The sequence below is a fragment of the Mycobacterium marseillense genome, from assembly GCF_010731675.1.
GTDB lineage: Bacteria > Actinomycetota > Actinomycetes > Mycobacteriales > Mycobacteriaceae > Mycobacterium > Mycobacterium marseillense.
In genome coordinates this window covers 104,271-126,070 of record NZ_AP022584.1, presented here as the reverse complement: position 1 = coordinate 126,070, position 21,800 = coordinate 104,271, and the positions used below count along the sequence as shown (strand labels likewise).

Sequence of the window (21,800 nt, the reverse complement as noted above, 5' to 3'; positions counted from 1 at the left end):
CGAGGCACCAGGCGAACATGGATTTTTCCTTCACCGAAGAACAAGAGACCGTCGGCAAGGTGGCCCGCCAGCTCTTCGAGCACCGCGCCACGCCCGAACACCTCACCGAGTTGGATTCGGGCGAGAATCGTTTCGACCCCGCGCTATGGCGTGAGCTGGCGTCGTCGGACTTGCTGGGCATCGCGCTACCCGAATCCGTCGGCGGCAGCGGTGGCAGCTTCCTCGACCTCGGCGTGCTGCTCGCGGAAGTGGGCTGGAGCGTCGCGCCAGTGCCTGTCTATGCGACCTTGGTGCTCGGCGCGGATACGATTGCGCGGCATGGTGACTCGACCATTCAGCGGCGGTACCTACCGAAGGTGGTGGAGGGAAGCACGATCCTGACCGCCGCGCTCCTCGAACCGGGAAGCTCCGACCCGGCCGCCCCACGCACCACCGCACGGCCCGATGGCGACGCCTGGATCTTGGACGGCGCCAAGGAGCTCGTGCCCGCCGCGCAGCTTGCCGACGCCATCGTGGTTTCGGCACACGCCGACGACGGGCCGGGCCTGTTCGTCGTCGAGACGGCTACCGAGGGCGTCCTAGTCACACCGGCCGAAATCACCAACGGCGAGCCCTACGCCGACGTCGAATTCACTGGTGCCGTCGGGCACCGACTCAACAAAGCCGGCGGCCGGGATGCCGTCGACTCGCTGTACACTCGGGCGCTCGTCGGACTCTGCGCCATGCAGGTCGGCGTGACCGAGCGGGCGTTGAAGATCGCCGCAAGCTACACGAGCCAACGCGAGCAGTTCGGTAGGCCGATCGGCTCATTTCAGGCCGTGCAGCAGCGGCTGGCCGATGCGTTCATCGACGTCGAGGCGATACGGTGGACCACCTGGCACGCGGCGTGGCTGATCGCGGATGGCCGACCCGCGGCCCGCGAGGCCGCCATCGCCAAGTTCTGGGCGGCCGAAGCCGGAGCGCGGGTCGTCGCGTCGGCACAACAGGTCCACGGCGGTATGGGCATCGACGTCACCTACCCGCTTCACCGCTATTTCCTGTGGGCCAAGCAAATCGAACTGTCGCTGGGATCGGCCCCTCAACAACTCGCCCGTCTCGGCGCCGCATACTCGGAAGGAAACACATGACCTCCACCGTCGACCGCACCACCACGCTGGCGTGGAACTCCATCAAGGTGGGCGACGAAGTCACGCCGATGGACGTTCCGGTGACCACCACACTGATCGTCGCCGGCGCCATCGCATCCCGTGACTACATGCCCGTACACCATGATCGCGATTTCGCGAATTCCCAGGGATCGAAGGACATTTTCTTGAATATCCTGACGACCAACGGACTTTGCGCGAAGTTCCTGCATGACTGGGCGGGCCCCGAGGCGATGATCAAGAAATTATCCATCCGTCTCGGTGTGCCGGCATACCCGAACGACCCGATGCGATTCACGGGATCCGTCACGGACAAATCGTCGGCCGACGGCGAAGGATTCATCGAGGTCACCTTCAAGGGCACCAACAGCCTTGGCGATCACGTCTCCGGGACCGCGGTACTCAGCCTGCTCGAAGGCGTGGATGCATGAACAACGGTATCGGCGGCAAAGCCGCCCTCGCCGGGATCGGCCAAACCGAGTTCTCCAAAGAATCCGGCCGCAGTGAAATGCAACTGGCCTGCGAGGCAGTCAAAGCCGCCATCGACGACGCCGGCCTTCGTCCCGCCGACATCGACGGCATGGTCACCTTCAGCGTCGACGACAACGAGGAGATCGAGGTCGCGCGCAATGCCGGCATCCGGGATTTGACGTTCTTCACCAGGGTCCCACACGGCGGTGGCGCGGCCGCGGGAACCGTCATGCAGGCCGCCATGGCGGTCGCGACCGGCGTGGCAGAGGCGGTGGTGTGCTACCGCGCGTTCAACGAACGTTCCGGATTCCGCTTTGGGGGCGCCGGCCGTCAAGCGGGCGTAACGCCACTATGGATGGCCCCCTATGCGCCGTTTGGATTCATGACACCGGCCGCCTGGGTCGCCTTGCACGCCCAGCGCTACATGACCACCTACGGCGTTACCAACGCCGATTTCGGCAAGATCTCGGTCATCGACCGCAAGCATGCCGCGAACAATCCCGACGCCTGGTTTTACCAGAAGCCGATAACCATTGAGCAGCACCAACAATCGCGGTGGATCATCGAGCCCGTGCTGAGACTGCTCGACTGCTGTCAAGAAAGCGACGGGGGCGTCGCCATGGTGGTGACCAGCGTCGAGCGAGCGCGCGACCTGGCCCAGCCGCCCGCCGTCATTGCGGCCGCCGCGCAAGGCGCCGCCTACGATGGCGAGGTGATGACCAGCTACTACCGCGAGGAGATCACGGGCCTTCCCGAAATGGGTGTCGTCGGCGACAAGCTGTGGCGGGATTCGGGCCTTAAACCGCAAGACATTTCGACGGCCTTCCTCTACGACCATTTCACGCCTTTCGTCTTTACCCAACTCGAGGAGCTCGGATTCTGCGGACGCGGGGAAGCCAAGGACTTCGTCTCGGTCGAGGAATTGTCGCTGGGTGGCCGGATGCCGATCAACACCAATGGCGGACTGCTCGGTGAGGCCTACATCCACGGCATGAACGGCATCACCGAGGGTGTCCGCCAGGTGCGGGGCACGTCCCATAATCAGGTTGACAACGTCGAACACGTGCTTGTCACGTCGGGTACCGGTGTTCCGACGAGCGGGCTGATCCTCGCACCCGATCGCTGAGCGGGATTCCAGATGACGCACGCGACGGCCGTCGACACACGCGAGGTGCTCATCTCGGCGGCGTTCGCCTGCTTCCGGACGCACGGATTGCGGAAGACGACGATCGTCGACATCGCACGTGTCGCAGATGTATCCAGAAGCACCTTCTACGAGTACTTCCGGGACAAGGAGACGATTGTCGAGGCCTGCGCGGAGGCGGCGTCTCAGGGCTTCTATCGCAGGCTGGCCAAGGCGATCGACCGCCACGGCGGTAGCACCCTGGAGGAAAAATTGGTCCGGGCGGGCGTTTTCGTCACTCAAGCCCGCCGGGTGGTGGAACCGGAGTCGTATTTCGACCAGGACGAAGTCAGCCTGATGTTGACCAAGAATGCGTCGACCCTGCTGCGGGAATGCAGCGAATTCCTCGCACCGTATGTGTCGGCCGCACGACTGACGGGCGAGGTCCGCAGTGACCTTGATGTGCGGTCGGCAACGGAATGGTTTGCGCGGATGCTGTTCTCGCTGTTCACCACTCCTTCGCCCTACCTCGACATGAGCGATGACACGGCGGTCGCGGCCTTCGTACGGGCATACGTAGTGCGCGGTTTCCTGAACGCCGGGCGCCGGGGCGCGATGCGGGTCAACCTGGCCGCCGCAGGAGACTCGACTTAGTGTCAGCGGCCGGCGAGCTACCTTCGCGCAGGAAGTTGGCGGTGTAGTCCTGGTACGTCAGGCCGTCGGGATCGAGGCCTATCAGGTCGAGGAACGGGAACCACTCCCGTGAATCGACGAACCAGTGCCATCGCCTTATAAGACCTTCTTCGTTGGTCCACACGTAATCCCATTCGTGGAGTCTGAGCACCGTCCCGTCAGCCAGCGTTCCCGCATAGGTGTCGCGGACTGCGAAACCCCAGTCCGCCGCCGTACAGTCGAACGGGGTGACGATCCGAAAGTCGGGCATGTGCTTCCACCACATGCGAAATTCGCAGGTGAGCATGTCGCCGTCCGGCGCAAATTTCTGCATGGCCGCCAGCACCTTCTCGGACGCCAGGTCGGCCATGGGCAGCTCGGCACCGTCGTTGAACAGGGGGCACATCATCACGGCGTCCGGTGCGTAGATCCACTCGTCGCCGTAGGTGATCTTTCCGGTCTCCGGTGCCTTCGCGTAGGTCTCCCATTTTGCGTGGGCGATTCTGCGGTGCCGAGTCATTCGGTCAGACATCATTCTCTCGACTTTCTCGAACGATTGCGCACAGTGTGCTGTTCATCAGCGCCGAACACAACTCAGTCCGTTTTGCGCACCGGCACATTCGACCACCCACACACGTTGGACATCGCCACCCGCCGCAACCCGCTGCGATCGACTTCGTACTCGGGGAGGAGATCGAGCAGCGCCTCCAGCGCGATGCGGCTCTCCATCCTCGCGAGCGCCGCCCCCAAGCAGCTGTGCACGCCGTACCCGAACGCGAGATTGAAGCCCATCTTGCGCTCCCTGTCGATGTCCAGCCGGTCGGGTTCGGGGAACATTCGCTCATCGCGCGTCGCCGATCCCGTGACCAGCAAGACGGAGCTTCCTTCGGGAATTACCTTGCCGTGCAACATCACGTCCTGAGTGGCCGTACGGACTTGGTACTGCGACGGCGCCTCGTAACGCAACAACTCTTCGATTGCCGCAGGGATCTTGGCGCGGTCCTCCTGCAACTTCTGCCACTGGTCGGGAAAGTCGGCGAAGGCGACCATGGCATTGCCGACGAGCTTGGTGACGGTCTCCGCGCCCGCTCCCCCGAGCATCGTTGCGAACCCGGTGATATCCACGTCGGTGAGCTTCTCAACCTGTCCGTCTCGCTCGATCTCGGTCTCGATGAGACGGCTGATCATGTCGTCGCGGGGTTCGGCCCGACGCTTCTGCACCAGGTTGTAGTAGTAGATGCCAGTCTTCGTCGAGGCTTCGTAACCCTCGGCGGTGGTGGCGATCTCGCCCGGTCGACGTTCGAGCAGCAGATCGAGCCAGAGCCGAATCTGGTCGCGGTCCTGCTTCGGCACTCCCAACATGGTGGTGATGACCTCGTTCGGAAACAAGGCCGAGAAGTCGGCCACCACGTCGAAGGACGTTGGGTCGAGCGCATCGATGCGCTCGTAAACCTTCTCGCGCACCATGTCTTCCAGCGCGGCGATGGCGCGCGGGGTGAAGACGTTGCTTACCAGCCTGCGCATCTTCTGGTGTTCGGGGGGGTCCATCGAGATGATCACTTTGGGGACCGGCAGCGCGTCGTCGTGCGCCTTGACCATGTCGAGGGTGGCGCCCTTAGCAGACGAGAAGGTTTTGTGATCCTTGGTGGCGGGCGCGACGTCGTCATAGCGGGTCAGGGCCCAAAAGTCCCACTTTGCGTTGTAATAGACGGGGGCCGAGTCGCGCAGGCGCCGGTAGGTGTCGAACGCCCCGTTGAAGAAGTCGTCCGAAAACGGGTCAAAGTCGACAGGGTTATCCGACGCAATCTGTGACTGCGTTGCGCTCATAGGATCGCTCCGGTTTCCTTGTAACTCGCGATGGTGTCCCAGTCCAATCCTGCTTCCATCAGTACTTCTTCGGTGTGCTGGCCGTGTTCGGGTGCGCCCGGCGGGACGACGGGCCGTTCGTCGAACTGGACGGGGTTGGTGGGCAGCGAGTACGGCGAACCGTTCATCGTTGTGGTGTTCGCGACATAGCCGTTGGCGGTCACCGCCGGGTCATGGCAGAGCTCTTCCGGTGTCTGCACCACGCCCCATGCGCCGGATATTCCGGACAACTGTTCGCGCCATTCGGCGAGTGTGCGTCGTGCGAACACCTCGTCCATGAGTGCGATGAGTTCCGTCCGATTGTCGAATCGCGATGCCGGATCGGCGAATCGCTCGTCATCGATCAATTCCGGGAGGCCGATGGCGCGCATCGCTTCCGCGTAGAACTTGTCGAGTTGCAGCATCATCAGTTGGATGGAGCGGTCGTCCTTGGTGCGGTAGGTCCCCACCAATGGATTGGGCGCGTCGGCGTGGCTGTAGTTCGGGATCGAGCTACCCCCGTGGATCTGGCTCACTGCGACATCCGGACTGAGGTTCCACGCCGCGAGCCCGAGCAAGGAGACATCGACAACCGACCCGTGGCCGGTGGTCGCCTTCTTGTACAGCGCGGCCGCGATCCCGCCCGCAATTGCCATGCCTCCGAGCAGATCTCCGAACGCCGGACGCGACCGCACCAACTCGTCTGCGCCTTCGGTGAGCATGGTGGCGATGCCGCCGCGAGCCCAATAAGAGACGCCGTCATAGCCCGGTTTGTCCGAATCGGGGCCCTTCGGGCCGTGGCCCGACCCGCGCACATACACGATGCCGGGATTCGCGGCTCTGATGTCATCGACGTCGATGCCCATCTTCTTGCGGCGGCTCGGCAGATAACTGGTGAGGAATACGTCGCATGTGGCCGCGAGCTTACGGATGACATCCTGCCCGACGGGAGTGCTCAGATCGACGCCAATCGATTTCTTCCCCCGATTCGGGATCTCAATCATGTAGTTGACCGTGCCACCGCCCTCGTCCACGATGCCCATCGTGACGAGGCCACGCTGCGGGTCACCGCCCTCGCGCGGCTCGACTTTGATCACCTCGGCGCCCCACTCCGCCAGCACGGCGCCGGCCGAGGGGACGAAGGTCCATGCGGCGACCTCCAGCACGCGAACACCATTGAGCACTTTGTCGACGGAAATGGTGGCCTCCATTGATCGCAGTGGTATGGGTGCGAGCGCACTAACAGGTTAGCAACGGCGGAAACGCCTGCTTACATCAAACGAGAATGTCAGTTTCGGCGGGTTTTGTAAACCGCGCCGACGTGCGCGCAACCCGGTCGGATGCTATGGGCGCGCTGACAGATGCCCGGGAAGCGCAGCGTCTCCGTCGGCCCAGAAGGACCGCCAGGTCGGCATGCGATGGGGCATGGCCGCGCGCAACGTGATGTCTGCCGGCCAGCGCATGAACTCCGGACCGGGACGCTCGGTCACATCGACTGAGTACCAAGGATGCTCCCGACGCTTGACGAAATACCACTGGCCGTCGCGACGCTCGTACACGTCGTCATAGAGCATCGTGATCACGAACCACCCGTCGCCGTCCTCGTGTTCGGCGCGGCAATACACAGAGCCGATGGCGTGGTCAGCGTCGACGAAATCGAATTGATGGCCGCAGATCAAGTGAATGCTGCGGTAAAAACGCCGCAGCACCCGGTCATACCAGCGCCTCAAGGCATCCCTGCCGCGACCCTCGGCGCCCGCATCGACATCGTCGACGAACAGCGCCACCAGCTCGCCGAGATCGCGCGCGTCGAGGGCCATGGCGTACCGGCTGGGCAACTGACTGATCGCGACGCTCGATTCCAGCCGGTCCAATCGATCGAGGCCGGCCCAACGCTCCGATTCGGTAGCCATGGCCGAATTGTAAGCGGAAGCCAAATGAGAACCTATGTTCTCGTTTCGCGTAAATCCTACTATCCTGCGGTCATGCCCTTCCCGAACATCGTGCCCACGATTCCTGCTCTGGTGAGGTCCTGCGCGGCACGCTTCGGGGACAAGCCGTTCCTCATCGTGGGTGGGCAGGAATTGACCTATCGCGACCTTGACCGCCGTTCAGCTGCGCTGGCGGTCGCCCTGTTGTCCGAGGGGATAGGCAAGGGGGACCACGTCGGAATCTTGATACCGAATAGCATCGACTGGGCGTTAGCCTGGTTTGCCGCCACACGCATCGGCGCAGTCGCGGTGCCGCTCAATACGTTCTACAAGGCGTCCGAACTCGCCTGGACCGCACGCCATGCGGATCTGCGCGCGATCTTCGCATCGTCGCAGTTTCGCAACCACGACTTTGTGGACCGACTGCAGGAAGCGCTGCCAGGGCTGGCCGATCAGCGCGAGCCCGGCCATATCGCGGTACGAAAAGCACCGTTCCTGCGGACCATTGCGGTGTGGGGAGCATCCGATCAGCCGTGGATGACCGCGATCGACGGTGATCGCGAGATGTCGGCCGACGACGCCGACTTCCTGGTCGACGTGGAATTGTGTGTGACACCAGCCGATGACGTGACCATCATTTACACCTCGGGCAGTACCGGCGACCCAAAGGGGCCCGTGCACAGCCAGGGCACACTCGTGCGGCACACCTACAATCTCACGTTCATGTACGGCGTCACCCACGATGACGTGATGTTCACAGCCATGCCCTTCTTCTGGGTGGGAGGACTGATCACAGGGCTACTCGCGGTGATCCACCACGGCGCGACACTAGTCACCCAACCCGCGTTCGACGCAGCAGAAGCGCTGGAATTGATAGAGCGCCACCGCGCGACGATCACGCTGGGCTGGCCGCAGCAGGGCAAGACGCTGGCCGAGCATCCCGAGTTTCCCGTACGCGACCTGAGCTCTGTGCAACGCACCAGCATGCCCGCGATGGTGCCGCCCCAGCGTCAGCCCAAGGGCTCGAGTGGCCTGGGGATGACGGAACTGTGTGGCAATCACATCGGGGTCGACCCGTATCTGCCGCAGCCGCCCGATCGGTCCGAAACCGGCGGTCTGCCAATCGAAGGGCTGCACCATCTGCTGGTCGACCCCGGTACAGGCCAGCCGGTGCCCGTGGGCACGCCAGGCGAAATCTGGGTTCGCGGATACTCGTTGATGCAACGCCTGCACAAGCGTGAGCGTGAGGAGGTGTTCACCGCGGACGGCTACTACCGCACGGGCGACTGCGGCATCGGGTACGACGACGGTTGGATCAAATTCACGGGGCGGTTAGGCGAGCTGATCAAGACGGGCGGCGGCACCAACGTCACACCCAGCGAAGTGGAATCGGCGCTGACCGATTGCGACGGCGTGCTCGAGGCGTACGTGGTCGGCGCCGAGACCGATGGCGGAACGGTGGTCGCCGCGGCGGTGGTGCCGCGCGGCGAATCGGTGCTCGACGGCGAGTCCTTGCGCGCGCAGTTGCGTGCGAGGCTATCGGCGTACAAGGTACCGAAATTCGTCTGGGTCACCGCAAAGCAGGACCTGCCGTTCACCGCGACGGGAAAGCTCAAGAAGTCGGAACTGGCCCAGCAGCTCAGCGAGATGCTGACACGGCCTTAGGGGGCTGAGTCGGCAAGCTTCGCCGTCAGTCTGGATTGCCTTGACAGCCTGACCATTGGGCATCTTCGCGGTCATCAGCGTCAACGGTATGGCGTGCAGCGCCTCTGCGATCCCCTAAACCCAGGAGCACCGCACTCACCTCGCCAGGGCGGGCAAAGAAGGGCGAGTGGCCGCCGTCCAATTCGACGACCTGTGCCCCGATCCTGGCGACCGCATTGCGCCGGGCCCACGACTCCCCCACCGCGCGGTCGTCCCGCATGAGCACGTAAGTCGACGGCGTATCGGGCCAGCGGCTGATCGGACACCGCTCGGTGAAGACGGTGAATGATTGGTACCTCAGTTCCTCGAATGCTCGACGTGCCAACGCTTCCGGGCAGTCATGGTAGAAGCCTTCGCGCACCGACTCCCAGGTAAGGCCGAACGGGCCTTTACCATGCTCTTGCGGCTCGGGAAATGTGATCGCGTCGGGGTTGGCGCCAAGGTGGTCGATGAACGACTGGCCGGGGACGGGCAGGAGCCCACCGACGAACACCATGTGGCGCACCGGGTACAAGGTGGCGACGACGGGTGCGCACAGTGCCGAGATCGAGTGTGCGACAACGACAACATCCTCGGGAGCGCCGTCAACTTCTCGCTCGATCGCATCGATCGCCACTTGTGCCCACTTCAGCGCTCCTGCCGAGTCGTCGTCGACGGGGAGATCTGGTGCGATCGCGCGGTGGTCTCGCCGCCGCAACTCTCTACGCACCGCATCCCAGCAGGAGCCGTAAAGCAGCCCGCCGTGCAGCAGCGCGAATACGGTCACCGTCGGGTGCGGGAGAGTCGACTAACGATTCCGGCTCCGGCCAGCGGTGATTCGATGACGCCCGGCGGCGCGGCCACCACGCTAGGAATGGCGTTCACCGCGGCCATTGCGGTGGCCGTGATCCCCGGATTGATCCGCTGATCGCTCGGTTGTTCCAAATACAGTTCCAGGCTCATACTGGGGTTGCCTTCAACACGAAAAACCATGCCGCCCTGTCCCTCACGCGAAGGCTTGGGCCACTGTTCGGGCCACGGGGTGGAACTCACGGTCGCGAAGTATTGCACGGCGACCACTTTTCGGTCACCGACCACTCCGGCCAGCCGCCAGCGGTGCCCACAAATCGTGCCCGCCGGCACCACGCCCAGGGCCGTTGGCAGATCGACAGGGGCCAACAATGTCTCCCAGTCGAGTTCTACGCCGTCGAGTTCGATGCCGAGCAGGTCCGCGATATAGCGCACGACCGTCTCCCAGTCATGATTCACCTTGCCCGAGGCGATACGGGCCGGGACGTGGCCATCCGGCTTGCCGAAACCCATCGACTCATGCAGCACATCCCAAATGGGATAAGCCCTGTCCAAGTCGACCGCGTATTCATCCATCCGGTAGGAGCTCACCCTGCCCGCACCGGAGAGAAGGGCGGTCGGAAGATTGAGGCTGATGAAGCCGGGCTCACTACCGGTCGCGTAGAACGTCGAATCGCCCCTTTTGGCGGCCGAATCAAGCGGTTCACGCCAGTGATGCGGCGCGGCGTCCGGGTACACCATCGGGATTGTGGAGATCGTCACGACGTTGATCCCCGACTCCAGCAGCGCGGCGATATCCGCGATTGCGTCTTCCTCCCGGCGGACCGCTGTTGCGCAGTAGGACACGCAATCAGGCTTTAGCGCAATGATTTCCGCTAGGTCTGCTGTTGCCGTCACTCCCACCCCCTCGACACCACACAGTAGGCCCGCATCGGCTCCGACCTTGCTCGGCGTTGACACCTTTACGCCGACGAGATCCAGGGCCGGGTCTAGAATCGTTGCCCGCAACGCTTCTCTTCCTGTGAGCCCTGTCCCGATGTGGACGACACGGTACCGATCGACGGCGTCATCAGTCATCGCCGCTCCTTCCGCTCACTATCAACCGAGCCGGTACGACTCGAACGAAGTGGATCACTTGTAGAAAGGCCCCGGCTTGCCCGATTCCTCGAGATGCCCGTAAGGGTCGTATACCTTGAGATTCGGATACGGGTTCTGCTCGTAAGCGGGTTCAGACAGCCCTGCAGCGCGCAGGCCGGCCAGCACCGCCAGGGGTATGCCGAACGACACCAGACCCACTGCAGCCGAAACGAGGAGCTGGCGCGTCAGTGTGACCTTGTTGCGGCCCGGTCGCGCAGGAATCCGGCGCGCGATCCGGGTGATCAGCACGAGTTCGCCGCCATCGTCGCGGACGCACATGACCGCGACCATCGCAAAGATGAACGAGTCGTACACCGCCATGATGAGTGGGAAATGCACGTGGTGGATCCGCAGGACGGGTCCGACCGCCTCGGAGTAGTAAAAGATGCCGAACCTTAACCAGGTGAGCTGGACGAGCGTGTTGAGCGGCATCGCGATGAGGAACGCGCCCGGGAAGACCGCGGCAAGGCGGTGGCGCGCAAGCCAACTGGTGCGCCGGACTATCGGATCCAAAAAGCTGTCGTGCAGTTGGAGGATTCCCAGCCCACTGAGGAGGTAATAGGCCGCATAACCCCCGAGGAACGACAGCGCCGGCTCGAGGTTCGGAGCAATATTCATATACGGCCATGACGACGGGAAGTGCAGCATGCGCGGGTCGAAGATGGCGAACGTCGCCCAGTTGGCCAACGGATCCAGCGCGCCGGTGATCAGGCCGGCGAACGCGATCACCACTGCCCAATGCACCTTGCGCTGTCGTACCGAGAGCCACACCAGCGTTGCGATCAGACCGGTCGCCAGCGGGATGGAACTCAGCGCGACGACCAGCGGCCAATTATCGAAGCCGAGGAACGGCGGATAGGGCGCCGGGCCCGGAGTGGGGTTAGCTGTGCGCGCATCCCCGTGAGTGCCCGACTGGACAGTCGCGACGGTTACGACCGCAAAGGCCAGGTAAGCGATAACGAACAAGCCCCACCCGGCCCTAGACGGCCATGACAAACCACTGATACCCGTGTCCGCAGGCCTGACGGCGCCTGATTCACTTGCCGCGTCCACGGTGTTCGTCATGCCAGCCTCACCCGCAGCGTAGCCCGACCTCGCACACCGGTGGCACGTGCTCGCTCAGCGTTGTCAATCGTCAGACTCCATGGACCCTCGACCAGTCGAGAATATGCGTTTTCGCCCTTCGCAAACAAGCTTTCGGCTGAACTCGGCTGAATTTGGTCTGGTGCTTGCGCGGGTGTGCCGACGTTCCGGCCGGCAGCACCTTGCCGTTGACCGCCGGTCCGTCCCTGATCGGAGCTCAGCCGGTACCCGAATGAGAATAATAATTCTCTCATGCGAGAATCGGGGTAGCGTCTGTGCAGTCGTCCATCATGAAATCACCCAAAGGAAGCACAGTATGAGCGACCGGCACTCCAGCATCGCGGGGACGCGGATGTTGATCGTCGGGGCATCTTCCGGCATCGGACAGGCGTTGGCCCTTGCCGCCCACGCCAGGGGTGCGGCGGTGGCACTCGCCGCGCGGCGGATAGACCGCCTGTCAGAACTGGCCGATCGGCTCGGAGGATCGGCACACGAGCTCGACGTGTCCGATCCGCGCGCCGTGGAATCCGTCATCAGCAGCGTTGTTGCCAATTTCAGGAAGCTCGACGCCGTCGTATTCACCAGTGCCGTGGTGCCGTTCGCGCTGATCGAAGACACCGACGTGGAGACCTGGCTGCACGCGTACGCCGTCAACGCCGTGGGCGCCTCCCACGTACTGCGAACGACCCTCCCCCACCTGACCGACAACGCAACGGTCGTCATCGCGTCGAGCCACGATGTCGGCCGCCCCCGCGCGGGTGTGGCTGCCTACCACGCGAGCAAGGCCGCGCTCGATGAGATCCTGCGCTCCTGGCGGGCCGAACATCCCGAGCTCGCCGTGATCCGCGTCAGCGTCGGCCCCACTTGTGACACCGAAATCCTGCGTGGGGCCGATCGCGACTTGTTGGCTGATCTTTACCGGAGCTGGGCGCGCGGTGGTCAAATTCCGGACGATATGTCCACCGTCGAGGACGTGGCCAACGCAATCCTTTCCCTCATCGCCATGTCGCACGCGAACCCCACCGTGGTCAGCGAGATCGTTCACCTGGCTCCCCGGATCATCAAGGGCCAGCCCACATTCACCGGCAGCCGGTAAAGGAAGGCCTACCCGATGGACCTGGGTTTCGACGGCGCAACGGCGGTCGTCACCGGAGGCAGCAAGGGAATGGGGTTGGCGATAGCCGAAAGTCTGGGCGCCGAGGGCGCTTCGGTGGCGATCATGGCGCGCGGCCAGACTGCATTGGACTCGGCTGCGAGACAAATCCGCGCCGCCGGCGCTCCCGAAGTGCTGACGATCAGCGTGGACATGTCCGATGCCGAGTCCGTCACATCGGCGTTTGCGTCCGTTGGTCATGCCTGGGATAGCCTGAATGTCCTGGTGCACACCGTCGGTCCGAATGCGGGCGCGTTCGAAGATCTCGACGACGACGACTGGTACGCCGCATTCGACCTCGGCACACTCTCCGCTGTGCGCTCGGTGCGGGCCGCGCTGCCACTGTTGCGATCGGCGGAATGGGCCCGCATCGTCACACTCTCGGCGCACTCGATCCAGCGCCAGAGCTCGCGCCTGGTCGCCTACACGGCCGCTAAATCGGCTCTGTCGAGCTTCACCAAAAACCTGTCTAAAAGTCTTGGCGCCGAGGGCATCCTGGTCAATTGCGTCTGCCCAGGTACCATCGTGACGGCTAGCTTCACCGAAAACTTGCGGGAGGTTCTTGCCGCTGATGGGCTCGACGCATCGGATCCAAAGCACGTGATGACCTGGGTCGAGACCACGTACGGTCATCCCTGCGATGTCGGCCGCGCCGGACTGCCCGAAGAGATCGCATCCGCCACCGCCTATCTGGCGTCACGGCGAAACGGTTACGTGACAGGCGCCACCGTCAACGTCGACGGTGGCTCCGACTTTATCTGACCTTCGGTCGGCCTATCTCGAATGCGCGCGAACTCGTCGATGTAGTGGGCGGTTGCCGGCCAACCTCATCGGTCGAGCCCACGCGCCAGCGCGAACACCGCGGTAGCCGCGTCGAGCAGCGCCGGTGTCAGCATATTTCCGGTGTACTCCACCCAGCACCAGCTTCGCGCTGGCCGCACGCCCGACAATGTGCTTGTCACGGAGCCGAAGACGTGCAGCGGGCTGCCGCCGGATTCAAACGCGAAGCTGTATGAATCGGTGCCGATGGTCACGTCCAGCGCTCTCATCCGTCCGGCTTTATTGAACGTTGGCTCCGCGGTGACATCGTCGTGCACCGTGGTGACACCATCTTTGAGCTGATAGCCCGGACCGAAATCCACACCTTCGCGGCCCTGCCAGAAGCTGCCGCCGCCCAACCGCCCATCGTCGAACTCGTGCAGCCAGGACACCCACATACCTTGCAGCTGCCGGGCGATGGGAAGTTCGGTGTACACCTTTTTCGGTGGTCCGTACGCGAAGTCCTGGTGTGCGTAGCCCGCTACCTCGATACCGTCGACCGTGCCGGTGGCATACATCAGCTCATGGCGGTAGTAAACGTCGTCGTCGATGCCGTCCTGCGCGGGTACGTGCGTGAGGACGATGTCGCTGACGGTCCGCCCGTGTATTTCCCATCGGTTGCTGGCGTCATACCAGTGGAACTCGTTGGCATCGCGTTCGATCCGTCCACTCGGATACGACAGCTGCACCGTCTCTCCATCATCGGCGTACTGCAGCGGTTCGTACCAGTCGATCGTCGAGTACTCGGGGTAAAGGTGGGGCGCTTCGATGTCAAGATTTTTCGGCAGCGAGCGAAATCCGCACACCGGCGACACGACGTGAGTCATTCCGGTGAGAAAGTCGTCACATCCTCGCACCCCCCAGTAGTTGTGACCGGATGCGTCGGCGACGACGGCGCCGAGCCAGATTCCCGACAGTCCCATCCCTGGGCTTGGGGCCCATTCGCGCCGATAGTGGTCGCGGGTCGGAATATCGCGAAGGACCTCAAAATCAATTGATTTGGGCATTAACTCTCCTCGCTTCGCCGCGGCAACGCAGGGTAGGCGCCTATGTGGCGGGTATGACGCCGCGTCCGGTCCAGTGCGCGACGAACGGGGTGATCGTCGACAAGTCGTAGAGTCCTGGCTCAGCCGCGATCACCGCAGGGATGGCGTTGATGGCGTGCATGGCGGTGGCCAGACAGCCCTGCTCGGCGTGGTCCTCCTCGTGGGAGCCGATCACGAGTTGAAGGGTCATGTTGGGCGTGCCCTCGAAGGTCACCGCATAACCGATCTCCGTCGGCCAGTCGGGGGCCAGGTCGTCGGCCATCCTGGTGAGGTGTTCGACGGCGAGTGTGGTTTCTCCGCAGTCGGCCACGACGCCGAAGCGCATGGCGCCCACGGTTCCGGCTGGGATCTCCCCGGCGGCCACCGTCAGCGCCCGCGGTGTCGTCACGACCTCGCGGAACCCCTCGACGGACCGAATACGGAGTCCGAGCGCCTGCGCAAGAACCGTCGCGCTGCCGATCCATGCGCTCGCCGCGTAGTCGGTGTTGGTCAGCAACGGGGTGGGATCATCGGGCGCGTGACCGAAGCCCATCGCGTTGAAGATCAGGTCGTGGCTGGCATAGGTCGAGTAATTCAGCACCTCCCGCACACTGATCCGATTGGTGCGCTCGGTCAGCCGGGACAGGATCGGCGTGAGCGACTCACCGACGAAGCCCGGATATAGACCCACGCCGAGAAACGAGGAACTGCCGGCACGGCAAGCCTTTTCGATTGCGTCCGCCAGCGATTCGTGCAGCGAACGAGGATGGACAAACCGGCTTCCGGTGGCCACCACGTTCTTGCCCGAGGTCAACAGATCACAGACATCGGCGAAGCAGCCCGGCGTGTCGGTCTCCACTTTGCCCATGTAGAGCACGACGTCCGCTTCGGTGCCGATGATCGCATCGCGATCGGCAGACGTCAGCACTCCTGCCTCGGGCACCCCGCACAGCGTGCCCGCGTCGATCCCGGCTTTTCCCGCGTCGTAGACCCGCACGCCGACCAGTTCCATGTCCGGCCGGCTCAAGACGTGCCGCAACGACATCGTTCCGGTTACCCCGGTAGCCCACTGGATCACACGAGTCATGTCAGGCGATCTCCTCTAATCCCACACGACGTCGAGGCGCGGCGGCGAACGAAACATCGTGCCGGTCACGTAGGGCGGCGGTGCGTCGGGGTCGAGCCGCAGCCCCGGCAGTTCGTCGAGCAGCGCGTTGAAGATCTTGGTGCTCTCCAACCGCGCCAGGTGCATTCCCAAGCAGACGTGGGCGCCGTGGCCGAATCCGATGTGCGGCTTGCGCTCCCGGAAGATGTCGAAGGACTCGGCGTCGTCCCAGCGTGTTTCGTCGTGGTTGGCGCTGCCGAGGTTGACCACCATCGTCGAACCCTTCGGGATATGGTGCCCGAAAAAATCGGTGTCGGCGCTGACTTCCCGGATGAAGTTGAGCAGCGGCGTCTCCCACCGGATGCCCTCTTCGATCGCCTGGGGCAACAGGCTGCGGTCGTCGCGCACCGCATCGAGTTGGTGGGTGTGGGTCAACAGGCCGAACGCGAGGCTGGCGGTCGAGCGTGACGTGGTCTCCGCGCCGGCGGGCAGGAGGTTGCGCATGAATCCGTAGATTTGTTCGTCCGACATCTTGACCCCGTCGATTTCGGCCTGGGACAAGATGGTCACCATGTCGTCCTTCGGCGACTTTCGCCGGTCGGCCAGGACTCCGACGAAGTACTCCTTCATCTCCGCCGAGGCTTTCATCGCGGTGTCCATATCGGCACGAAAGCCCAGCAGGTCGATCGCCAGCCGGTGAAACTCACCGATATCGGATTCGGGCAACCCGAGTAGGGCGGCGATGATTCGGACCGGGATCGGCATGAACACCGCGGTGACCAAGTCGGCGCGCTTGTCGTCGCGGAACCTCGCGATCGTGCGATCCACGAGGGGCCCAACGAGTTCGGTGTCCCAGCGTTTCATCGAGGATCTGGCGAAAGCGAATTCGTGCAACCTGCGATACGTCGCGTGCTCGGGTTCCTGCATCTCCAGGATCGTCGGACCTTGCAGCGGCCGCACCACGTCCTCATAGATCCGGGTGCTAAAGGTGATGCTGTCGGTGAAGACGGCTTTGACCGCGTCGAACGAGTACGCCGTGAAGGTCTTCGTGCCCTCAGGTCCGTCCTCGGGACCGCCCATCTCCGGCCAGCCCGGGTGCACGGCCGCCTTGGTGCGGAGCTCGCGCAGCAGCGGGTAGGGGGTCGCGTCGCCGTCGGCGCCCATTCCGGCGTTGAACTTCTCCTGCGCCTCGCGGATGCGTTGCTCGATGTCGTCAGTAACCGAAGGCTCCGCCACGTGCCACCTCCCGTACGGACGTTCAACCTACACCTTGTCGGTTGCAAACCTACATGATGTAGGTTGAACCAACCAGAACCTCAGGGAAATCCGAAAGCGCAACCTGGAGCATTCGATTGGTCATTCGAGTCGTGCAATGGGCGACCGGCGCCGTCGGGCGGGCCGCGCTGCGGGAGCTTATTGAGAATCCGCATTATCAGCTGGTGGGTGTGCTGGTGTACGACCCGGGAAAGGCCGGCCTCGACGCCGGCGCGCTCTGCGGGCTGCCACCGACGACGGGCGTGATCGCCACGGCGGACAAGGACGAGATCATCGCCCTGGGTGCCGATGTCGTCGTGCACGCGGCCAGCAAGGCCCACGCCATCGAGACGAACGCGGAGGACATCTGCCGCGTTCTGGCGGCGGGCAGCACCGTCATCACCACGACGTCGTACAACCACCTACCCACCTACGGCGTGCAGACCGCATCGGCCTTTGCGAGCGCGTGCCATCAGGGCGGGTCACGCTTTCACGCGGCGGGCGAGAACCCGGGCTTCATGTTCGAACGACTCGTCGCGACGGTGACAGGGCTGAGCAAGACCATCGACCGCATCGATCTCTACGAGGCCACCGACGTTTCGGCCGTGGATAGTCGGCCGATGCTGGTGGACCTCATGGGCATGGGCAGACCGCCGGAAGATGTCAGCATTGACTCCCCGATCATCAAGAAGCTCGACATGGCCTACCGCCAGGCCCTCAACGCCACGGCCGACGTACTGGGAATCACACTCTCGCACATCGATGTGGAGGTCGACGCCACCACGCTGCCGCACGACATCGAGGTCCTGGCGGGCACGATCGAGGCGGGAACGGTTGTCGGGCAGCGGTTCTCGTGGGTCGGCCACTGGTCGGGGCGCCCGTTGCTGGCCATTCACGAGGAATGGGTGCTCACCCGCGACCTTCCCCAGTGGGGCATGGCACCGCTGGCGCCCGGCGAGAAGGCGCCGCTGATCCGCGCGGTCATCAAAGGTGAGCCGAGCTTTGAACTCCAGCTCGACGTGGGGTTCGATGGCGTGGCGCCTTCGGGCCAGCACGCCATGCCTGGTCACCTGATGATCGCGATGGGCGCGGTTCGCGCCATTCCCTACGTGCTTGCCCAACCACCAGGCATCGTGACCGCCCCGGTGTTCGGCGCGATCCAACTCGGCTTGCCGAACGTGGGTGCTATGCACCAAAAATGGTCATAACGTGTACATATCCCCCACGCTCGACGCGCGCTTGATGACGTTAGCGTGATGTGGACGCGACCGCGCGGGCGATGTGGTCGCTGGGCGCCGCGTGAAAAACGTGTGCGCTGCCGTCGGGCAGTACCCGCCGGGCGACGAGATAGTCGGATCCCATCCAGCCCTGTCGGATGAACCGGCCAAACCTCAGGAACGTCCCCGGTGCCCCGCTGGCCGACGGGATGAGCTTCACCTGCTCTATTCCGTTCTTCACACCCTCGCCGGTCAGCGGGCGCGCCGCGGCGAGCCCACGCACGATCACGGTGGCGGCGTCGTGCGACAGGCCCGGCATCGAATGTCGCGGCCGGCGACCGTACCGCGCCTCGAAGCGGTCGAGGAAGGCCTGTCCGACAGTATTGCGCTCGTCGTAGCTGTCCAGGCCGATCCAGCCGGACAGGTGTCGCATCCATTCGGCATTGATGTGCGCCATTTCGAAGGCCGTCGTCGTGTACCGCGGCGGATCCCAGCCCGCGGCCAGGAGCGCATCGGTGAAACCCCACAACCCATGCCCGAATCCGACGTGCACCAGCGCGTCGGGGTCCGACGCGCGCAACGCGGCGACCGCCTTGGACTTGTCCGCCTCGACCTGGGGAATCGCCACGGTCGTAACGACTTTCAAGCCCGCCGCATCGTAGGCTCTTTGAGCGAAGGCCAGGTACTCCTTGCCGATGAGCGACGACTCGTAGGCGATGGCGATGCGCGACCGACCATCGCCGATCATCACCGCGGCCAGCATCACCGGCTCCTCCGGCATCGAGCCGTTGTTGAGCGCGAAGCACCACTCGCCAAGTGCCCCCTCGGACCCCGACAGGGTGACGATCGGAACCCGTGCGGTGGCCTCGACGTGGGAACGCAGTGGCACCACGTTGTCCGATACCCACGGCCCGAAAATCGCCAGGCAGCCCTCCGCGACGAGCTCGTCGAAGGCCCGTTCGACCGCGAGATAGGTACCGTTGGGCAAGCCCACCACATTGCGTGTGACGAGTTCGATCGGCCGGTCGAGCAGTCCGGAGTCATAGGCTTCGTCCATCACCAGCCGCAGCGCGGCGAAGGTGTCGTTGTCGGTGTCGCCGGAGGTCGGATAGTCGTTGAGCAAGCCGACTTTCAGGGGAGCGACCGAACCGTACGCGCGAACCTCGTCTGCCATAGCCGGCAACATACAGGATGGAGGTTGGAACAAGGGATCGTGCCGTGGCGCGGTGCCGTGCGCTGACACCGCTGCCACGTGGCACTCAACATTCAGGCTGAATGTTGCTACGATCGTCGGCATGGCGCAGCGCGGTGGAGCGGACGACGATCGGCGTGCGCGTGGCGAGCAGACCCGTCGCGACTTGATCGACGCCGGTCGGGAATTGTTCGTGGAACAGGGATTCTTCAATACAAGCATCGGCGACCTCGTGGCGAAGTCGGGCGTCGGCACGCGCGGCGCCTTCTATCACCACTTCAAGGACAAGGCCGAGCTGTTTCGCGCCGTCTTCGAAGACGTCGAGAACGATCTCACGCTGCAATCCATCGCAGCTCCCCCACCGGGAGCGGACCCTTGGGAGCGGCTCAGCCGCGGTCTGCACGGATTTCTCGAAGCGGCCACCGAGCCCGCCGTGCAGAGGGTGATACTGGTCGACGGGCCGGTGGTGCTGGGCTGGCAGACCCTGCGCGAAATTCAGGAGGGCAACAGCATCGCCCTCATCAACGACGTGGTCCGCGAGGCGATCGCAGCGGGCATCATCGACGACCAACCCGTCGGGGAGCTGACGCACATGCTCGTCGCCGCGCTCGAGGAGGCCTCGCTTCTGGTAGCGCATGCCGCAAATCCCACAAAGGCGCGCCGTCGGGCCGCCAAGGTCCTCGACCGGCTGCTGCTCTCCTTCGCCGTCGAGCCCCGAAAAGTATTGCGCCGGTAATTATCCTGACCAAAGCCCTGGCCGAATGCCGCCGGTGTGAGAACGTACATTTCCGTAACTGAATATAGTTCCTCTACGACCTGATAGCCTCGCTCTCAGCTTCTGCACTAGGAGACCCATGCAGCCCGAAGACATGATCTTGGTGAGCGTCGACGACCATCTGGTGGAGCCGCCGCACCTGTTCGAGGGCAGGGTCGCGAACAAATACGCCGACGAGACGCCCCGGGTGATCCGGCAGCCCGATGGCTCGGAGGTCTGGACGTTCAACGGCGCGATCATTCCCAACATCGGCCTGAACGCCGTGGCGGGCCGCCCACGCGAGGAGTACGGCATCGAACCCACCGCCTTCGACGAGATGCGCCCCGGCTGCTACGACATCCATGAACGAGTCAAGGACATGGACGCCGGCGGTGTGCTCGGGTCGATGTGCTTCCCGTCCTTCCCCGGCTTCGCGGGCCGGCTGTTCGCCACGCATCCCGACAAAGACCTCGCTCTCGCCGTCACCCGGGCGTACAACGATTGGCACATCGACGAGTGGTGCGGCTCTTATCCCGGACGGTTCCTGCCAATGGGACTGCCCGTGCTGTGGGATCCGGAGTTGTGCGCCAAGGAGATCCGCCGCAACGCCGAGAAGGGTTGCCACTCAGTGACCTTCACCGAGAATCCCGCCACCCTCGGCTTCCCGAGCTTCCACGACGAGTACTGGGATCCGATGTGGCGGGCGCTGTCAGACACCAACACGGTGCTCTCGGTCCACCTGGGGTCGTCGGGCAAGATCACGATGACCGCCGACAACGCCCCCATCGACGTGATGATCACGCTGCAGCCGATGAATGTCTGCTCGGCAGCCGCCGACCTGCTGTGGTCGCGAGTCATCAAGGAGTTCCCCGACGTCCGGTTCGCCCTCTCGGAGGGCGGCACCGGGTGGATCCCGTACTTCGTCGACCGGCTCGACCGCACGTACGAGATGCACCACCTGTGGACGGGCCAGGACTTCGGTGACCGGCTGCCCAGCGAGGTCTTCCGGGAGCGCTTCCTGACCTGCTTCATCGCCGACCCGATCGGTGTCAAGCTGCGCCACGACGTCGGCATCGACAACATCGCTTGGGAATGCGACTATCCGCACTCCGATTCGTCGTGGCCAACGGCGGCCGAGGAACTCGCGCTCGTCATGGCGGGCCTGCCCGACGACGAGGTCAACAAGATCACCTATGAGAATGCCTGCCGGTGGTATTCGTTCGACCCGTTCGAACACCGAACCCGCGACCAATGCACCGTGGGCGCCCTGCGCGCCGGGGCCAGCGACCACGACGTCGAGATCCGCAGCTTCGACCATGGCCGGTTCGAACGCACCGCGGGCGCGACCCTCGGCTCCGTCAGCGCGAAACTCGATGTCTGA

The 21,800-nt window shown here is 63.9% G+C and carries 21 protein-coding genes; 10 read left to right on the top strand and 11 right to left on the bottom strand.

What is annotated here, in order from left to right:
• The first annotated feature begins 17 nt into the window (after window positions 1-17).
• Genes G6N26_RS00515 through G6N26_RS00500 form a run of 4 tightly spaced genes read left to right on the top strand, consistent with a single transcriptional unit; the run spans window position 18 to window position 3,393 of the window.
• The gene (locus G6N26_RS00515; protein WP_083016332.1) at window positions 18-1,127 is read left to right on the top strand and encodes an acyl-CoA dehydrogenase family protein; all 1,110 of its coding nucleotides are present in this window, start codon (window positions 18-20) and stop codon (window positions 1,125-1,127) included.
• Window positions 1,124-1,576 (top strand): MaoC family dehydratase, encoded by a 453-nt coding sequence (locus tag G6N26_RS00510; protein WP_083016328.1) that lies wholly within the window; start codon window positions 1,124-1,126, stop codon window positions 1,574-1,576. Before G6N26_RS00515 ends, G6N26_RS00510 begins: the two co-directional genes overlap by 4 nt.
• The gene (locus G6N26_RS00505; protein WP_067171663.1) at window positions 1,573-2,742 is read left to right on the top strand and encodes a lipid-transfer protein; all 1,170 of its coding nucleotides are present in this window, start codon (window positions 1,573-1,575) and stop codon (window positions 2,740-2,742) included. The genes G6N26_RS00510 and G6N26_RS00505 overlap by 4 nt, the downstream gene beginning before the upstream one ends.
• Window positions 2,743-2,754: 12 nt before the next feature.
• A complete protein-coding gene (locus tag G6N26_RS00500) occupies window positions 2,755-3,393 on the top strand; it encodes a TetR/AcrR family transcriptional regulator (RefSeq protein ID WP_067171662.1) in 639 nt (212 codons plus the stop codon).
• On the opposite strand, the gene G6N26_RS00495 is transcribed toward G6N26_RS00500, so the two are convergent.
• The 4 genes from G6N26_RS00495 to G6N26_RS00480 form a co-directional block, all read right to left on the bottom strand.
• Window positions 3,362-3,946, bottom strand: a complete 585-nt coding sequence (locus tag G6N26_RS00495) for a hypothetical protein (protein ID WP_225323245.1) — start codon at window positions 3,944-3,946, stop codon at window positions 3,362-3,364. The genes G6N26_RS00500 and G6N26_RS00495 overlap by 32 nt on opposite strands.
• A gap of 59 nt (window positions 3,947-4,005) precedes the next feature.
• Window positions 4,006-5,238, bottom strand: a complete 1,233-nt coding sequence (locus G6N26_RS00490) for a cytochrome P450 (RefSeq protein ID WP_083016324.1) — start codon at window positions 5,236-5,238, stop codon at window positions 4,006-4,008.
• Entirely contained in the window at window positions 5,235-6,467 is a 1,233-nt protein-coding gene (locus G6N26_RS00485) for a CaiB/BaiF CoA transferase family protein (RefSeq protein WP_083016320.1), read from the bottom strand. The genes G6N26_RS00490 and G6N26_RS00485 overlap by 4 nt, the downstream gene beginning before the upstream one ends.
• A gap of 132 nt (window positions 6,468-6,599) precedes the next feature.
• Window positions 6,600-7,076: a nuclear transport factor 2 family protein gene (locus G6N26_RS00480; RefSeq protein ID WP_232067632.1), complete on the bottom strand. Its 477-nt coding sequence runs from the start codon at window positions 7,074-7,076 to the stop codon at window positions 6,600-6,602.
• A 165-nt stretch (window positions 7,077-7,241) separates the two neighbouring features.
• Between G6N26_RS00480 and G6N26_RS00475 the strand changes: the two genes are divergently transcribed.
• On the top strand, window positions 7,242-8,852 hold the full coding sequence (locus G6N26_RS00475; RefSeq protein ID WP_083016316.1) for a class I adenylate-forming enzyme family protein: 1,611 nt from the start codon (window positions 7,242-7,244) through the stop codon (window positions 8,850-8,852).
• Window positions 8,853-8,877: 25 nt separating this feature from the next.
• On the opposite strand, the gene G6N26_RS00470 is transcribed toward G6N26_RS00475, so the two are convergent.
• Genes G6N26_RS00470 through G6N26_RS00460 form a run of 3 tightly spaced genes read right to left on the bottom strand, consistent with a single transcriptional unit; the run spans window position 8,878 to window position 11,882 of the window.
• A complete protein-coding gene (locus tag G6N26_RS00470; RefSeq protein WP_083016312.1) occupies window positions 8,878-9,657 on the bottom strand; it encodes an alpha/beta hydrolase in 780 nt (259 codons plus the stop codon).
• On the bottom strand, window positions 9,654-10,757 hold the full coding sequence (locus G6N26_RS00465) for an NAD(P)H-dependent amine dehydrogenase family protein (protein WP_225323246.1): 1,104 nt from the start codon (window positions 10,755-10,757) through the stop codon (window positions 9,654-9,656). The genes G6N26_RS00470 and G6N26_RS00465 overlap by 4 nt, the downstream gene beginning before the upstream one ends.
• Before the next feature lie 54 nt (window positions 10,758-10,811).
• Window positions 10,812-11,882, bottom strand: coding sequence for a spirocyclase AveC family protein (locus G6N26_RS00460; protein ID WP_083016308.1), 1,071 nt, complete (start codon window positions 11,880-11,882; stop codon window positions 10,812-10,814).
• 334 nt (window positions 11,883-12,216) lie between these two features.
• Between G6N26_RS00460 and G6N26_RS00455 the strand changes: the two genes are divergently transcribed.
• The gene (locus G6N26_RS00455; protein WP_067171648.1) at window positions 12,217-12,996 is read left to right on the top strand and encodes an SDR family oxidoreductase; all 780 of its coding nucleotides are present in this window, start codon (window positions 12,217-12,219) and stop codon (window positions 12,994-12,996) included.
• A gap of 15 nt (window positions 12,997-13,011) precedes the next feature.
• Window positions 13,012-13,815, top strand: a complete 804-nt coding sequence (locus tag G6N26_RS00450) for an SDR family NAD(P)-dependent oxidoreductase (RefSeq protein ID WP_067171646.1) — start codon at window positions 13,012-13,014, stop codon at window positions 13,813-13,815.
• 65 nt (window positions 13,816-13,880) lie between these two features.
• On the opposite strand, the gene G6N26_RS00445 is transcribed toward G6N26_RS00450, so the two are convergent.
• The 3 genes from G6N26_RS00445 to G6N26_RS00435 are packed head-to-tail and all read right to left on the bottom strand — an operon-like array spanning window position 13,881 to window position 17,238.
• The gene (locus G6N26_RS00445) at window positions 13,881-14,879 is read right to left on the bottom strand and encodes a hypothetical protein (RefSeq protein ID WP_067171644.1); all 999 of its coding nucleotides are present in this window, start codon (window positions 14,877-14,879) and stop codon (window positions 13,881-13,883) included.
• Window positions 14,880-14,919: 40 nt separating this feature from the next.
• Window positions 14,920-15,984 carry an NAD(P)H-dependent amine dehydrogenase family protein gene (locus G6N26_RS00440; RefSeq protein WP_067171643.1) on the bottom strand — a complete coding sequence of 355 codons (1,065 nt, stop codon included), beginning with the start codon at window positions 15,982-15,984 and terminating at the stop codon, window positions 14,920-14,922.
• 15 nt (window positions 15,985-15,999) lie between these two features.
• Window positions 16,000-17,238 carry a cytochrome P450 gene (locus G6N26_RS00435; RefSeq protein ID WP_083016304.1) on the bottom strand — a complete coding sequence of 413 codons (1,239 nt, stop codon included), beginning with the start codon at window positions 17,236-17,238 and terminating at the stop codon, window positions 16,000-16,002.
• A gap of 131 nt (window positions 17,239-17,369) precedes the next feature.
• On the opposite strand from G6N26_RS00435, the gene G6N26_RS00430 reads away from it, so the two are divergent.
• The gene (locus G6N26_RS00430; RefSeq protein WP_083016300.1) at window positions 17,370-18,464 is read left to right on the top strand and encodes a dihydrodipicolinate synthase; all 1,095 of its coding nucleotides are present in this window, start codon (window positions 17,370-17,372) and stop codon (window positions 18,462-18,464) included.
• Between the two features lie 40 nt (window positions 18,465-18,504).
• Here G6N26_RS00430 and G6N26_RS00425 read toward each other — a convergent pair whose 3' ends face one another.
• Window positions 18,505-19,647, bottom strand: coding sequence for an ABC transporter substrate-binding protein (locus tag G6N26_RS00425; RefSeq protein ID WP_083016296.1), 1,143 nt, complete (start codon window positions 19,645-19,647; stop codon window positions 18,505-18,507).
• A 121-nt stretch (window positions 19,648-19,768) separates the two neighbouring features.
• Here G6N26_RS00425 and G6N26_RS00420 point away from each other — a divergent pair, with 121 nt between their 5' ends.
• Together G6N26_RS00420 and G6N26_RS00415 are read left to right on the top strand one after the other, a co-directional pair.
• Entirely contained in the window at window positions 19,769-20,401 is a 633-nt protein-coding gene (locus G6N26_RS00420; protein ID WP_067171634.1) for a TetR/AcrR family transcriptional regulator, read from the top strand.
• Between the two features lie 118 nt (window positions 20,402-20,519).
• Window positions 20,520-21,800, top strand: a complete 1,281-nt coding sequence (locus G6N26_RS00415) for an amidohydrolase family protein (protein WP_067171633.1) — start codon at window positions 20,520-20,522, stop codon at window positions 21,798-21,800.

What these genes read in the sequence shown, in the direction of transcription:
- G6N26_RS00420 (WP_067171634.1), top strand. Translation starts at nt 19,769, where the DNA reads ATGGCGCAGCGCGGTGGAGCGGACGACGATCGGCGTGCGCGTGGCGAG.
- G6N26_RS00445 (WP_067171644.1), bottom strand. Translation starts at nt 14,879, where the DNA reads ATGCCCAAATCAATTGATTTTGAGGTCCTTCGCGATATTCCGACCCGC.
- G6N26_RS00425 (WP_083016296.1), bottom strand. Translation starts at nt 19,647, where the DNA reads ATGGCAGACGAGGTTCGCGCGTACGGTTCGGTCGCTCCCCTGAAAGTC.
- G6N26_RS00510 (WP_083016328.1), top strand. Translation starts at nt 1,124, where the DNA reads ATGACCTCCACCGTCGACCGCACCACCACGCTGGCGTGGAACTCCATC.
- G6N26_RS00500 (WP_067171662.1), top strand. Translation starts at nt 2,755, where the DNA reads ATGACGCACGCGACGGCCGTCGACACACGCGAGGTGCTCATCTCGGCG.
- G6N26_RS00475 (WP_083016316.1), top strand. Translation starts at nt 7,242, where the DNA reads ATGCCCTTCCCGAACATCGTGCCCACGATTCCTGCTCTGGTGAGGTCC.
- G6N26_RS00450 (WP_067171646.1), top strand. Translation starts at nt 13,012, where the DNA reads ATGGACCTGGGTTTCGACGGCGCAACGGCGGTCGTCACCGGAGGCAGC.
- G6N26_RS00440 (WP_067171643.1), bottom strand. Translation starts at nt 15,984, where the DNA reads ATGACTCGTGTGATCCAGTGGGCTACCGGGGTAACCGGAACGATGTCG.
- G6N26_RS00480 (WP_232067632.1), bottom strand. Translation starts at nt 7,076, where the DNA reads ATGGCCCTCGACGCGCGCGATCTCGGCGAGCTGGTGGCGCTGTTCGTC.
- G6N26_RS00515 (WP_083016332.1), top strand. Translation starts at nt 18, where the DNA reads ATGGATTTTTCCTTCACCGAAGAACAAGAGACCGTCGGCAAGGTGGCC.
- G6N26_RS00505 (WP_067171663.1), top strand. Translation starts at nt 1,573, where the DNA reads ATGAACAACGGTATCGGCGGCAAAGCCGCCCTCGCCGGGATCGGCCAA.
- G6N26_RS00460 (WP_083016308.1), bottom strand. Translation starts at nt 11,882, where the DNA reads ATGACGAACACCGTGGACGCGGCAAGTGAATCAGGCGCCGTCAGGCCT.
- G6N26_RS00485 (WP_083016320.1), bottom strand. Translation starts at nt 6,467, where the DNA reads ATGGAGGCCACCATTTCCGTCGACAAAGTGCTCAATGGTGTTCGCGTG.
- G6N26_RS00490 (WP_083016324.1), bottom strand. Translation starts at nt 5,238, where the DNA reads ATGAGCGCAACGCAGTCACAGATTGCGTCGGATAACCCTGTCGACTTT.
- G6N26_RS00495 (WP_225323245.1), bottom strand. Translation starts at nt 3,946, where the DNA reads ATGATGTCTGACCGAATGACTCGGCACCGCAGAATCGCCCACGCAAAA.
- G6N26_RS00415 (WP_067171633.1), top strand. Translation starts at nt 20,520, where the DNA reads ATGCAGCCCGAAGACATGATCTTGGTGAGCGTCGACGACCATCTGGTG.
- G6N26_RS00465 (WP_225323246.1), bottom strand. Translation starts at nt 10,757, where the DNA reads ATGACTGATGACGCCGTCGATCGGTACCGTGTCGTCCACATCGGGACA.
- G6N26_RS00455 (WP_067171648.1), top strand. Translation starts at nt 12,217, where the DNA reads ATGAGCGACCGGCACTCCAGCATCGCGGGGACGCGGATGTTGATCGTC.